This window comes from Vibrio sp. R12-SG2-ISO1, assembly GCF_059834045.1.
Map to the genome: position 1 here is coordinate 1 of NZ_JCBDGO010000020.1, position 12,723 is coordinate 12,723.

Here is a 12,723-nt window from a genome sequence, read left to right on the forward strand (position 1 = left end):
TATTGCTAAGGTTAATTCTCAGTCTTCCTCCAGACAAGGCAGCACCTCAGTAAAGTTGATAAGAACAAGTACGGCTCGCTCACCGGCTTCATAACGGTCAAACAAGCAATCAACTCCTTAACAGTAATGTGTGTGCGTAGAGAAAATTAATCGTCAGATTTCTCTTGAGAACGCTCGCCACCTTGAGGACGGTCACCTTGAGGGCGCTCACCACTGTGGTGGCTTACTGCACGCGCAGGAACAACCGTTGAGATAGCGTGTTTGTAGACCATTTGGTTTACTGTGTTTTTCAACAAGATAACAAATTGGTCGAAAGATTCGATCTGACCTTGTAGTTTAATTCCGTTTACTAGGTAGATAGAGACTGGAATACGCTCGCGACGTAATGCATTTAAGAATGGGTCTTGAAGAGATTGCCCCTTAGCCATTTTTATTTTCCTTATTTTGTAATTTTGTTCTAGTTATTTAGCTAGTGGTGCGCGTAAAAATAGGTGCGACCTTTGCATCTGAGCTAAATGAATAAAAAACACCCTGTCCCTCACTGTTATGACGACTTTACGATCAAATTTCAAGTCACAGATCTTTTACAGGGCACATTCACGCAAAAGCGATCACATTATACACAGCTAAAACCTTCCGATGCTATGGCATTTGAAACAGTTTCCAACGCTTGGTCAATGTTCTCACTATCCAGCCAAGTTAAATCATCCCAGCTGCGTAACCAGGTGATCTGCCGCTTGGCCAATTGACGGGTTGCACAGACGCCTTTAAATATAGCCTCATCCAACGTACATTGCCCATCCAAGTAGTCCCACATCTGACGATAGCCGACACAACGAATCGATGGCAGATCAGGGTGAAGATCCTCGCGCGCATACAGCGAACGCATTTCTTCTAAAAACCCAGCGTCGATCATTTTGTCAAAACGTAGCTCAATTCGTCGATGGAGCTCAGCCCTTTCCTTGGGTGCGATTGCGAACTGCTTCACACGAAATGGGAGTGCTTCTCCTTTCGTTTGAGTCAGCTCAGTAAGAGTTTTACCTGAAATTCGAAAAACTTCCAATGCCCGCGACAATCTTTGTGGATCATTTGGGTGGATTCTCTCAGCCGAAACAGGATCAATGGCCTTAAGTTGATCGTGCAGCGCCTCCCACCCTTGAGTTTGCGCTTCCTGCTCAATAGTGCGCCGAATATCCGGATCCGCTGCTGGCAAAGGCGACAAACCTTCCAGTAGTGCTTTGTAATACAGCATGGTACCGCCCACCAGCAGGGGGATCTTGCCATCGGCGACAATCTTGTGCATCTCGTTAAGCGCATCTCGCCGAAAATCAGCGGCCGAATAGGATTCACGTGGATCCAAAATATCGATCAAACGATGAGGAGCAAGGCTTTGCTCGCGCGCGTCGGGCTTGGCGGTGCCTATGTCCATGCCTCGATAGATCAGTGCGGAGTCGACCGAAATGATCTCAACGGGAAATCGCTGGCGTAATCGAATCGCGAGCTCTGTTTTGCCTGAAGCGGTTGGGCCCATCAAAAACAGAGCAAGGGGTAATTGGTCATTCATAATGTCATTGCTGCAATGGTAGCAGAGTAGTCTACGGGACGAACAAATTGTCGATCATCGAGTGGCAACTGACCGTGCCATAACTGCTCGAGTTCTGCGATGATGTGTATCGCTTCCGATAAAGTGTAGTCGCTTTTTGTTTGAGTAATCTTATTGGTTAACCATCTCACCAGTGCCGGCTCATCTAACGCCTGCGCGGAATAAGTGGCCGCGTAAGATAACAGATCTGGCAGCAATTGTTGCAGATTTTGCTGACGAAGCGGTTGCGGTACGCCCATTACCAAGAGCCCTTGCTGACCTCTTGTCTTAAGTTGGATACCCAAACGCAGCAAAAGTTCGTGATATCGCTCAGCACTTTCCAACAATGGGCTTTCGAGCTTAAGCGAGAGGGGGACCAACAACGGCTGACTGGTCAGTGGACCTAGCTTGGTATTCAACTGACCATTGATTCGCCACCACTCAGCTCTCGCCAAAGAGACCAACTGAGAGTGCGACTTATCTGCCATTAACACGTACTGCCCTGCAACAATGCTGATGGCTTTCCCTAAAGCGACGATCGATGTGGCTTGTACGATCGGGGCGGACTCCTCGTGGGTCAGCGCTTCATCGCTCGGTGGTTCCTCACTAAATGACGTTGAGCGCGCGTGAGAGTTCTGGGTTTCTTTGGTCGCCTTTTCTGCTGTCGCAGATTCATCCTCTGTTGCAGAGAGTAAGGTTTGATAAACCCTGAGCTCCGCCTGAGAAGGCGCGGACTCCATCTTCGCGCCGCGCGCCTGACCACTGCGAGCGGGTTCGCTGCGACTTTGTACCCAGGAGTGAGAAACCTCTCGCTCATTAACGCGGCTCTCATTGCGAGCGGTAGGCTCGGCTTTCACATAGTCAGCGCGACCTGGATAGGCTGGGACGTGCTCGGCAGCGTCAATAGGTGGAGTTTGATCATCATGAAACGCCGACTGGCTCTGTTCAGGCTTATCAATGTGCGCTCCCTGAGCAAGGGCATCCGTGAGGGCTTGATAGATAAAGTCATGCACCAAGCGCGCTTGATGAAAGCGCACTTCATGCTTAGCAGGATGAACATTGACGTCGACATGATGCGGATCGAGCTCGATAAAGAGCACATACGCCGCAAATTGTTCAGGCTTCAAGCTGGTTTCGTAGCTTTGACGAATCGCATGATTGATGAGCTTGTCACGCATCATGCGCCCATTGACGTAGCAATATTGCAGATCGCTTTGTGCACGCGCGCCTTGTGGCGTCGTGACCCAGCCATGCAGTTTGAGTCCTTGGTGCTCCAGCTCAATCTTCAGCATGTGGCGGACAAAACCGCTACCACAGGCCGCTGCAATACGCTTTTCCGCTTGCGACTCTGTTTTCGCGGCTCGGTATTGTTTAACCAACTTGCCGTTGTGGCGCAAATTGATCGAGACATCAAAACGGCTCAGCGCGATGCGTTTGAGCAGCTCATCGATATGGGTAAACTCCGTTTTCTCGGTACGAAGAAACTTGCGACGCGCGGGGGTATTGAAAAACAGATCTAAGACTTCGACTGTCGTGCCAATCGGGTGCGCAGCCGGTTGAATCTTAACGGCCATATCACGCCCTTCGCTGTACGCTGACCACGCAGCATCTTGCGTCGCTGTACGCGATGTCAATGTCAGACGAGCAACAGAGCTAATACTCGCTAACGCTTCACCGCGAAAGCCCAAGCTCATGATGGCTTCCAAATCGTCCAAGGTGTGAATTTTCGAGGTCGCATGGCGACTGAGCGCAAGACCCAACTCGTCTTTTTCAATCCCGCTGCCATTGTCACGAACACGGATCAGTTTAGCGCCGCCCTTTTCGATATCAATATCAATGCGGCTAGCGCCCGAGTCGAGGCTATTTTCCACCAACTCTTTCACCACGGACGCAGGGCGTTCCACCACCTCTCCGGCAGCAATTTGGTTGGCTAAACGCGCGGGAAGAATTTTAATCGTCATTCAGGCTACCCACGTTTATTTATTGGGGATGATCAGTACCTGACCAATCGCAAGCTGATCGGAGCGCAAGTTATTGGCGCTGCGAATACTGCTCACACTGACGTCATACTGGCTGGCGATTTTACCCAAAAATTCGCCGCGCTTGACGGTGTGTTTACGCAGTGGCTTATCTTTCATCGTCACAGTAATTTTGAGTTTTTGTCCCAGCTTAAGCACGTCCGATGTCAGATTGTTCTCGCGGCGGATATCCGCTACCGAGACTTTGTAATGCTCTGCAATTTTACCCAGATATTCGCCCCGCTGAACTTCATGTATCAGGGTTTCCGTCTCGACCGGGTTACTGATCTTCGGCACTGCCACCGCCGATGTCGCGCCAGGGATGGTTAAACTCTGCCCCACCGCCAAACTGGTGCTCTTTAGCTTGTTGGCCTGCATGATGGCTTGAGTGGTAGTGCCATAACGTTTCGCTATCACCGACAAGGATTCACCGCGCGAGACCTTATGCTTAATCGCTTTCCCGCGATTGGCAAATAACGTTCCTTCTGGAGGGTTCGATTCAAAATATTGGACGATCGCTTTCGCCAGTGCTCGCGCCAGTTTGTCTTGGTGGCTGCGTTGGAACAGCAATTTTTCTTCGGTCGGGTTTGAGATAAAGCCCGTCTCGACCAATACCGAAGGAATGTCCGGGGATTTCAATACTGCCAAGCTCGCGTTGACGGGGTCTTTCTTGTGCAAGTGCACGCCTGCCTTGGTCATTTCAGACAGAATATTGGTCGCGACCTTATAGCCCTCTTTCTGGGAGTGGCTAAACTGAAGATCAAGTAAGGTTTGGCTAACATTGCGATCGCTGTTGTTCTTTGCCAACACTTCGCCGGCTCCCCCTAGCAACTGCGACTGCTCTTCGTGGTTTTCAACCCAACGAGCAATTTCAGAGTTCGCGCGCTTGGTGTTGAGCACAAACACCGAGCCACCCCGAGGCTTAGGTGAGTTAAACGCATCGGCATGCACGGAGACCAACAAGTGCGCTTGATTTTCGCGAGCGATCTCCGAGCGCTTATTGAGGTTTACGTAATAGTCGCCGCGACGGGTGAGCACGGCTTTCATACCAGGTACCGCGTTGATTTGCGCCGCTATTTTTTGCGAGATCGCTAACGTCGCGTGCTTTTCATATTTGCGCGTTGGCCCGATAGATCCCGGGTCTTCACCACCATGGCCAGCGTCTATCGCCACGACGATATCGGCATTGCCCAGTAATTGGGAGGCATCTCGACTCACTTTAGGCGCAGAGGTACTCGGCGCGGACGAGGTCGCTCGCTCAGCGTGAGGCAGATCAATCACCAAGCGGTGACCGTATTGCCCCCCAGGCGTTGGGGCCAGTTTGAACAGTTGTGGCGCCGACTTGCGCTTCAACTCAAACACCAAACGATAGGTTGATTTTTCCGGCGGTGAACTGTTACGGATTTTGCTTAGCACCGGGCTATCTGAAACGTTAATCGGCAGTTTCGTTTTCAGCGTTGTCTGCTTAAGATCGACCACCAAACGTTCCGGCGTGGTCAAAGTGAAGTAGCTGTATTCCACCTCAGACTGAAGATCAATGACAACCCGAGTCTCATCCGGTGAAGGCCAAACACGTATGCCTTCCAATGCGTTCGCGAATGTGACGTTAGGGAGCAGCACAAGAATAGAGAGAAAAGGGATCCATACCGCTTTGAAAAATCGACGCTTCAACATAACTCCAACTGTTCTAATAAATGACGTCCGTAATCACTGTTCGCACTGAGTGACGCAATGCGCTCTTCACCGTGATAGCGTAGTTCAATATCCAAATCCGCTTGAGGTAACAGCCCTTCGCCTTTTTCTGGCCATTCCACCAAACAAATCGCATCAGAGGTGAAATAGTCACGAATTCCCATGAATTCTAGCTCTTCTGGGTCTGCCAAGCGGTAAAGATCAAAGTGATACACCTGCCACTCTTGTAATTGATAAGGCTCAACTAAGGTGTAAGTTGGGCTCTTCACATTCCCTTGATGACCAAGCGCACGAACAAACCCTCGGCTCAGCGTCGTTTTCCCTGCTCCCAGATCACCGTGCAAATAAAGAGTGGTTTGCTGTGAGCAAAGCTGCGCTAATCGTGTCCCTAGTTGAATGGTGGCAGTTTCATCTTTTAGGGAAAATTGTTTGGTCATCATGGACAAGGGTCTCTAACTCGGGACTATATAAAAATCAAAAGAACAGGAATAGTAAACTGGGTTGGAATTGGGAGACAAGATCTGTTGTGTGAGTATTCGTCAAAAAAAGCGCGAATTCTCGCGTTTGGCCGCGTGAAGGTTGCTAGATCCGATCGTTAAGATCCGTTAAGATCCCCGCCCCATTGAACCAAGAGATCCCAGCATGGACTACCAACAGCTTGCAGACAAGATCAAAGTTTGGGCTAAGGAGCTCGGATTTCAAAAAGTCGGTATCTGTGATGTCGATTTGACTCGCCATGAGAGCGCTCTGCAAGCCTGGCTGGATGCTGGCTATCATGGTGACATGGATTGGATGGCAAGACACGGCATGATGCGCGCGAGACCGGATGAGCTATTGCCAGGGACCATAAGAGTGATCAGTGCGCGAATGGATTACTTACCCCCAGAAGCGGAATTTGCCTCTAACCTCGCCAATCCAGAGCACGCCTATGTGAGCCGCTATGCGCTAGGGCGCGATTACCACAAATTGGTGCGCAATCAGTTAAAAAAACTCGGTCAACGTATTGAGCAAGAGGTTGGCGCCTTCGGCTATCGACCTTTTGTCGATTCTGCGCCGATTTTAGAACGGCCTCTCGCTGAAAAAGCTGGACTCGGTTGGACGGGTAAACATTCGCTTATCATTGACGAGTCCTGCGGCTCTTGGTTTTTCTTAGGTGAGCTTCTCATTGACTTACCACTGCCTGTTGACGCACCTCACCAAGGTGATTGCGGTAAGTGTACCGCTTGCATGACCTCTTGCCCAACGCAGGCGATCGTTGATGACGGTGTGGTCGACGCAAGACGTTGTATCTCCTACTTGACCATAGAGTTCGACGGTATCATACCGGAAGAGTTTCGCCGCCCGATGGGCAACCGAATATACGGCTGCGATGACTGCCAACTTGTATGCCCTTGGAGTCGCTACTCGCCACTCACCAAAGAGTCTGACTTCCATCGAAGAGCTGCACTGAAAGACCCGGAGTTGTTGTCGCTTTTTCTGTGGGATGAGGAGACTTTTCTCACCAATATGCAAGGCTCAGCCATTCGTCGCATTGGGCACAAACAATGGCTCCGAAATATTGCCATCGCCTTAGGTAATGCCCCTTATCGCCAAGCGATTGTGGATGCACTCACACAACGCCTTGGACTTTGCAGTACATTAGATGTGCACATTGAGTGGGCGCTGGAACAACAACGCTCACAAAGCCACTACATCTCCAACAAGCAGCAAAGACTGATTCGAATAATAGAAAAAGGAATGCCTAGAGATGCATAATGCTTGCCGAATTCATCAACGCAGAGTTTGAGGTTGTTCTAAAAACGGCAATGTGGAAAAAAATGAGATGTGCGGCAAATTTACTGAAAGTTGAAAAAGTTAATCACACTGGCCACCAATGATTAAGATCAAAAAACAAGCACTTAATGATCAAAAAACCGGTTTACCCCGCCTATTGAAATTTACTTTAAATCAATACAAATCAACAACTTAACAAAAAACCAAACACCCTTGACCTGATAAAACATCAAGAAAGATCCTCCTGCATAGCGCTTATACAAAGACTAAATTCAGGTTACCCACGAACTTATCCACAGAGCAAAAAATGTGGATAACTCTGTTAGTTAGATCTGGGGCGTTCAGTTGAAAACACGCGCAAGGCCCATTGCCATTGCTGTGTCATCTTGGAGACAAACAAAAAAACGTCACAATTGACGCTTAGAGGTTCTAATTTGGGGGATGATGCTTCTCAGCATTAGAAAGAGCAGGTATAGCGAATCACAACACGCTTCATTGGGTTGCGGGGGCCGGATTTGAATCGATGACCTTCGCTGGGTTTTATGAATGGCTGAGCCCGACGAGCTAGCGAATCATACCACCTTTAAAATTGGTCGCGGGGGCCGGATTTGAATCGATGACCTTCGCTAGGTTTTATGAATAGCTGAGCCCGACGAGCTAGCGAATCATAACGCCTTTAAAATTGGTTGCGGGGGCCGGATTTGAACCGACGACCTTCGGGTTATGAGCCCGACGAGCTACCAAGCTGCTCCACCCCGCGTCCGTATTGTGTCACCGTTAAGCACGATGAAGGCTATCAAAATGGAGCGACACACGAGGTTCCTTATTCATAAACAGAAAGGCGTGACCTCAACCTTGGTAAGGTTGCGCTCTACCAACTGAGCTAGTGTCGCATTTTGTCACCGTTGAGCACGATGAAAGCTATCAAATTGGAGCGACACACGAGGTTCGAACTCGTGACCTCAACCTTGGCAAGGTTGCGCTCTACCAACTGAGCTAGTGTCGCATTTTGTCACCGTTAAGCACGATGAAGGCTATCAAAATGGAGCGACACACGAGGTTCGAACTCGTGACCTCAACCTTGGCAAGGTTGCGCTCTACCAACTGAGCTAGTGTCGCATATCAACAGCGCTTGCTATTGATTGAATTTGGTTGCGGGGGCCGGATTTGAACCGACGACCTTCGGGTTATGAGCCCGACGAGCTACCAAGCTGCTCCACCCCGCGTCCGTATTGTGTCACCGTTAAGCACGATGAAGGCTATCAAAATGGAGCGACACACGAGGTTCGAACTCGTGACCTCAACCTTGGCAAGGTTGCGCTCTACCAACTGAGCTAGTGTCGCATATCAACAGCATTTGCTATTGATTGAATTTGGTTGCGGGGGCCGGATTTGAACCGACGACCTTCGGGTTATGAGCCCGACGAGCTACCAAGCTGCTCCACCCCGCGTCCGTATTGTATCACCGTTAAGCACGATGAAAGCTATCAAAATGGAGCGACACACGAGGTTCGAACTCGTGACCTCAACCTTGGCAAGGTTGCGCTCTACCAACTGAGCTAGTGTCGCATTTTGTCACCGTTAAGCACGATGAAAGCTATTAAACTGGAGCGACACACGAGGTTCGAACTCGTGACCTCAACCTTGGCAAGGTTGCGCTCTACCAACTGAGCTAGTGTCGCTTTTCAACAACGTTTCCGCTGTTCAGGGCTGCGAATTATAAGAGCATTTTTTTGTGATGCAAGTCCTTGGAAGAAAAAAATATGATTTTTTTTCTGTTTGGATAAAAACCACACATAAGCGCCAACTTTTGCTTGAAAAGCACTCAAACCCTTTGGCGGTAAGGGAGGATAAATTAGAGCCAGCTATCAAACAAGTCATTCGTTTTACTGAATTAATTGCTGGAGAGTACAGTGAACGATAGAGTGGATTGATGGATGCTCTCGTATTGATGCCCTCACTCACTGCGAGACGAAGAATCAAGGAATTCAGGATGACGTTTCCCACCTCTCAGCCATATCGATGGCTTGTTGGGCTTGTGCTGAGCGCTCTGCTCTTATCTGGGTGTGGTACACTGCCTAAGCCCGTGAGGAACCTTGGCAAAAGTGATGTCGATTTTGTCATGGACGTTCACGCTAGGGAACAAAAAGCGCTGCTAATCGAGCTGACACGCAAGCTTTACGTAAGAAATCCTTGGCAACTCAAAAAAGCGCCCGACATGACGTTAGATCAGCGGCTCACGCAAATCTTTGGCGACGAGGACACCATTGAACTCCCGAGCTTAGTGTTCGAGGAACTCGGCGGTCTAACCAGCATTGATGCGATACTACTCAGTTTCAATGATGACTTCCAAGGGGATCGCGTGTTCGCGGCAATGGTAGGACTGACAGAGATGCTCAGGCGATCGTACAACCACCAGCAAGAGTTCTTCATCCTCGACTCACTGGATGAGCAGGCACTCTATAACAGCGCACGCAATATAGAAGTGTTTGTCTGGCGCTTGTATAAGCGCAGAGATGATACGGGCGAGCTGTTTCTCCTCTCAAACCAACTCGAGGGGGACGACTATGACATCAGCTTTGATCGGCTGTTTGCCAAGATGGCGATGATCCAAGATATGATGGCGCTCATCGTCGCAGACAAAACCAATCGCAGTATCACCAAGGTCGTCCAAGGTGTGGCACAGTTTGTCTTCTTGCCGATCCCTTAACAGTCGTTGTGGTATCAATACAGACCTAAAATAAACAACCCCGCAGTATGAGTGCGGGGTTGTTTATTTTTCGCGAGATGGACTCATCGCCATCGAGACTAAATAGTCATGATGGTTTCGCGATAGAACTTGAGCTCTGCGATCGACTCTTTGATGTCGTCCATCGCCAAATGGCTGCCCTTTTTCGAAAACTGCGTCAACACTTCCGGCTTCCAACGACGCGTCAACTCTTTCAGCGTGCTGACGTCGATGTACCGATAATGGAAATAGGACTCAAGCTCTGGCATGTGTTGGTACAAGAATCGACGATCTTGACCAATACTATTGCCACAAATCGGTGATTGGCCTTTCGCTACCCATTGCTCTAAAAAGGCTAAGGTCTGCTCTACCGCTTGCTGCTCACTCACTTGGCTCTGGCGAACTCTCTCCACCAAACCACTGGCGGTATGCGTGGTCGTGCACCACTCATCCATTTTCGCCAATTCAGATTCTGGTTGATGGATGGCAAGTGCGGGCCCTTCAGCTAAAATGTTGAGCTGAGCATCGGTGACAATGGTCGCGATTTCGATGATTTTGTGAGTCTCCGGGTCAAGCCCCGTCATCTCAAGATCAATCCAAATTAAATTTTGATCGCTAAAGGACATAAAGTGTTGCCTATTGGTTTATCGCTAAAAAGGGTACTATACCCAAATTCTGATCCTCAAGATAGCAATCGAGCGGATCGACAATGCAGAGAAATGGTTAAGTAAACACTGTGGCAAAAAAGAAAAAGCTCACCAAAGGTCAAGTTAGGCGAGTACGCAGCAACCAAAAGCGTAAGCTAAAAAGTGAAGAGTCCGTGCAATGGGACGAAACCATGCTGGGTGCGACCAAGAAAGGCCTGGTCATTACACGCTTTGGTCAACATGCAGATATTGAAGATAGTGAAACACTAGAGGTGCACCGCTGCAACCTTCGTCGTGGTATCGAATCTCTTGTCTCTGGCGACAAGGTGATTTGGCGCGCTGGATTAGAATCGATGGACGGCATTTCCGGCGTAGTGGAAGCGGTGGAGCCACGGACTTCCGTCCTCACTCGACCTGACTATTACGACGGCCTTAAACCGGTTGCGGCGAATGTCGACCAAATGGTGATCGTCTCATCCGTTTTGCCTGAGTTATCTCTCAACATCATTGACCGCTACCTAGTGGCGGCTGAAACGTTGCAGATCGCCCCTCTGATTGTGCTCAACAAAATCGATCTTCTCGATGAGGCTCAACGTGAGACTTACCAATCTTGGCTCGAAGAGTACCAACGTATCGGCTACCCGATATTGCTGGTCAGTAAACAGACTGGAGAAGGTATCGAGGCCCTCGAAGCGGAGCTGCAAGGGCGGATCAATATTTTTGTTGGTCAATCGGGTGTGGGTAAATCGAGCTTGGTTAATGCCTTGATGCCACAGTTTAATGTAGAGGAAGGGGAAATTTCTGAAAACTCCGGTCTAGGACAACACACCACGACCGCCTCTCGCCTCTATCACATCCCTTCTGGCGGTGACTTAATCGACTCACCTGGGGTGCGCGAATTCGGCCTTTGGCATCTCGAAGCAGAACAGGTAACCGAGGCGTTTGTCGAATTCAAACCCTACTTAGGGGGCTGCAAGTTCAGGGACTGCAAGCACTTAGATGATCCAGGCTGTCTACTAGTCGAAGCCGTGGAGAAAGGCGACATCAGCGAAGTGCGTTTCGACAACTACCACCGCATCTTAGAGAGCATGGCAGAAAACAAAGCCAATCGTCAGTATTCACGTAACAAGAAAGCGGATCTTTAGCCCCTAGAGTAGAGATTCCTTGCTCTGGGTCTTAAAGTGTCTAGCAAGCTTGGAAAGTTGAATCAGAATGGCTGACTTTTAAAGCCAGATTGATTAGTATCTCGCGCCCGATTAAGCGCGTGCAATCGCAACCTGTTATTTCGATATTGGAATCAAACACCATGGATAAGATTAAAGTTGGACTGCAATACTGGATCCCACAACACGGCCTCACTCGCCTTGTGGGCAAGCTAGCCTCTGCCAAAGCAGGCGGTCTAACCACAGCCATCATCAAATGGTTTATCAAACAGTACAACGTGAATATGGACGAAGCGAAGCATTCGGATCCTAAGCACTTTGCCACATTTAATGATTTTTTTGTCCGTGAACTCAAAGAAGGCGCTCGCCCAATCGCGGAAGGTGAGTCAGTCATAACTCACCCTGCAGATGCCTGTGTGAGCCAATTTGGCCCAATTCAAGATGGCAAGCTAATCCAAGCCAAAGGGCACGATTATACCGCGCAAGAATTGCTTGGTGGTGACGCCGAGTTGGCCAAAGAGTTTGCTGAGGGTGACTTTGCGACCTTGTACCTTTCGCCTCGTGATTACCACCGCGTGCACATGCCATGCGATGGCACGCTGCGTCAGATGATTTACGTACCGGGGGATCTGTTCTCGGTCAACCCACTGACCGCCGAGAATGTGCCTAACCTCTTTGCCCGCAACGAACGCGTGGTGTCGATTTTTGATACTGAGTTCGGTCCGATGGCGCAAGTGCTGGTAGGGGCAACGATTGTTGGTAGCATTGAACAAGTTTGGGCTGGCACCGTCACCCCTCCTCGTGGCAACACGGTGTACAAATGGGATTACCCAGCCACTGGTAACAAAGCTGTGATCTTGAAAAAAGGCCAGGAGATGGGGCGCTTTAAGCTCGGCTCTACCGTAATCAACCTTTTTGCAAAAGACGCGATCACCTTTGATGACGCAATGAGTACCGGTGCGACCACCGTTATGGGCACGCCTTACGCACACCAACGCAACGCGACCCAGAGTGAATCCACCTCTGAGTCTGAATAACTGAGCGTTCGATTCACACCGCCTCTCCAAGCCCCGCGAAGTTGGGGCTTTTTTGACCCAAGACAAAACCCAGTGAACATTTT

11 protein-coding genes and 9 tRNA genes are annotated in these 12,723 nt (G+C 49.6%); 5 read left to right on the forward strand and 15 right to left on the reverse strand.

Annotation, left to right across the window (positions count from 1 at the left end):
* Window positions 1–146: 146 nt before the first annotated feature.
* The 5 genes from hfq to tsaE form a co-directional block, all read right to left on the reverse strand.
* Window positions 147–428, reverse strand: a complete 282-nt coding sequence (gene hfq / locus AC6R10_RS14640) for an RNA chaperone Hfq (protein WP_334555714.1) — start codon at window positions 426–428, stop codon at window positions 147–149.
* 188 nt (window positions 429–616) lie between these two features.
* Entirely contained in the window at window positions 617–1,564 is a 948-nt protein-coding gene (miaA, locus tag AC6R10_RS14645; RefSeq protein WP_500672694.1) for a tRNA (adenosine(37)-N6)-dimethylallyltransferase MiaA, read from the reverse strand.
* A complete protein-coding gene (gene mutL / locus AC6R10_RS14650) occupies window positions 1,561–3,543 on the reverse strand; it encodes a DNA mismatch repair endonuclease MutL (protein WP_500672695.1) in 1,983 nt (660 codons plus the stop codon). Before mutL ends, miaA begins: the two co-directional genes overlap by 4 nt.
* A gap of 15 nt (window positions 3,544–3,558) precedes the next feature.
* Window positions 3,559–5,274, reverse strand: coding sequence for a LysM peptidoglycan-binding domain-containing protein (locus AC6R10_RS14655; protein WP_500672696.1), 1,716 nt, complete (start codon window positions 5,272–5,274; stop codon window positions 3,559–3,561).
* Window positions 5,268–5,732, reverse strand: a complete 465-nt coding sequence (gene tsaE / locus AC6R10_RS14660; RefSeq protein ID WP_500672697.1) for a tRNA (adenosine(37)-N6)-threonylcarbamoyltransferase complex ATPase subunit type 1 TsaE — start codon at window positions 5,730–5,732, stop codon at window positions 5,268–5,270. The genes AC6R10_RS14655 and tsaE overlap by 7 nt, the downstream gene beginning before the upstream one ends.
* A gap of 202 nt (window positions 5,733–5,934) precedes the next feature.
* Between tsaE and queG the strand changes: the two genes are divergently transcribed.
* Window positions 5,935–7,047: a tRNA epoxyqueuosine(34) reductase QueG gene (queG, locus tag AC6R10_RS14665; RefSeq protein WP_500672698.1), complete on the forward strand. Its 1,113-nt coding sequence runs from the start codon at window positions 5,935–5,937 to the stop codon at window positions 7,045–7,047.
* Between the two features lie 701 nt (window positions 7,048–7,748).
* Here the strand turns inward: queG and AC6R10_RS14670 are convergent.
* The 9 genes from AC6R10_RS14670 to AC6R10_RS14710 all read right to left on the reverse strand — a co-directional run bounded on the left by AC6R10_RS14670 (window position 7,749) and on the right by AC6R10_RS14710 (window position 8,747).
* Window positions 7,749–7,825 (reverse strand) — tRNA-Met (locus AC6R10_RS14670).
* A 42-nt stretch (window positions 7,826–7,867) separates the two neighbouring features.
* Window positions 7,868–7,958, reverse strand: a tRNA-Gly gene (locus tag AC6R10_RS14675).
* A gap of 37 nt (window positions 7,959–7,995) precedes the next feature.
* A tRNA-Gly gene (locus AC6R10_RS14680) sits at window positions 7,996–8,071 on the reverse strand.
* Between the two features lie 37 nt (window positions 8,072–8,108).
* Window positions 8,109–8,184, reverse strand: a tRNA-Gly gene (locus AC6R10_RS14685).
* Window positions 8,185–8,214: 30 nt separating this feature from the next.
* Window positions 8,215–8,291 (reverse strand) — tRNA-Met (locus tag AC6R10_RS14690).
* A 42-nt stretch (window positions 8,292–8,333) separates the two neighbouring features.
* A tRNA-Gly gene (locus AC6R10_RS14695) sits at window positions 8,334–8,409 on the reverse strand.
* A gap of 30 nt (window positions 8,410–8,439) precedes the next feature.
* Window positions 8,440–8,516 (reverse strand) — tRNA-Met (locus AC6R10_RS14700).
* Window positions 8,517–8,558: 42 nt separating this feature from the next.
* Window positions 8,559–8,634: transfer RNA gene (locus AC6R10_RS14705), tRNA-Gly, on the reverse strand.
* Window positions 8,635–8,671: 37 nt separating this feature from the next.
* Window positions 8,672–8,747: transfer RNA gene (locus AC6R10_RS14710), tRNA-Gly, on the reverse strand.
* 53 nt (window positions 8,748–8,800) lie between these two features.
* On the opposite strand from AC6R10_RS14710, the gene AC6R10_RS14715 reads away from it, so the two are divergent.
* Window positions 8,801–8,989, forward strand: a complete 189-nt coding sequence (locus AC6R10_RS14715) for a hypothetical protein (protein ID WP_500672699.1) — start codon at window positions 8,801–8,803, stop codon at window positions 8,987–8,989.
* Window positions 8,990–9,058: 69 nt separating this feature from the next.
* On the forward strand, window positions 9,059–9,775 hold the full coding sequence (locus AC6R10_RS14720; protein ID WP_500672700.1) for a hypothetical protein: 717 nt from the start codon (window positions 9,059–9,061) through the stop codon (window positions 9,773–9,775).
* Between the two features lie 98 nt (window positions 9,776–9,873).
* On the opposite strand, the gene orn is transcribed toward AC6R10_RS14720, so the two are convergent.
* On the reverse strand, window positions 9,874–10,419 hold the full coding sequence (gene orn, locus AC6R10_RS14725) for an oligoribonuclease (RefSeq protein WP_500672701.1): 546 nt from the start codon (window positions 10,417–10,419) through the stop codon (window positions 9,874–9,876).
* Window positions 10,420–10,529: 110 nt separating this feature from the next.
* Between orn and rsgA the strand changes: the two genes are divergently transcribed.
* Together rsgA and asd are read left to right on the forward strand one after the other, a co-directional pair.
* Entirely contained in the window at window positions 10,530–11,585 is a 1,056-nt protein-coding gene (gene rsgA / locus AC6R10_RS14730; RefSeq protein WP_500672702.1) for a small ribosomal subunit biogenesis GTPase RsgA, read from the forward strand.
* A gap of 161 nt (window positions 11,586–11,746) precedes the next feature.
* Window positions 11,747–12,640, forward strand: a complete 894-nt coding sequence (gene asd / locus AC6R10_RS14735; RefSeq protein ID WP_500629420.1) for an archaetidylserine decarboxylase — start codon at window positions 11,747–11,749, stop codon at window positions 12,638–12,640.
* Window positions 12,641–12,723: the final 83 nt, after the last annotated feature.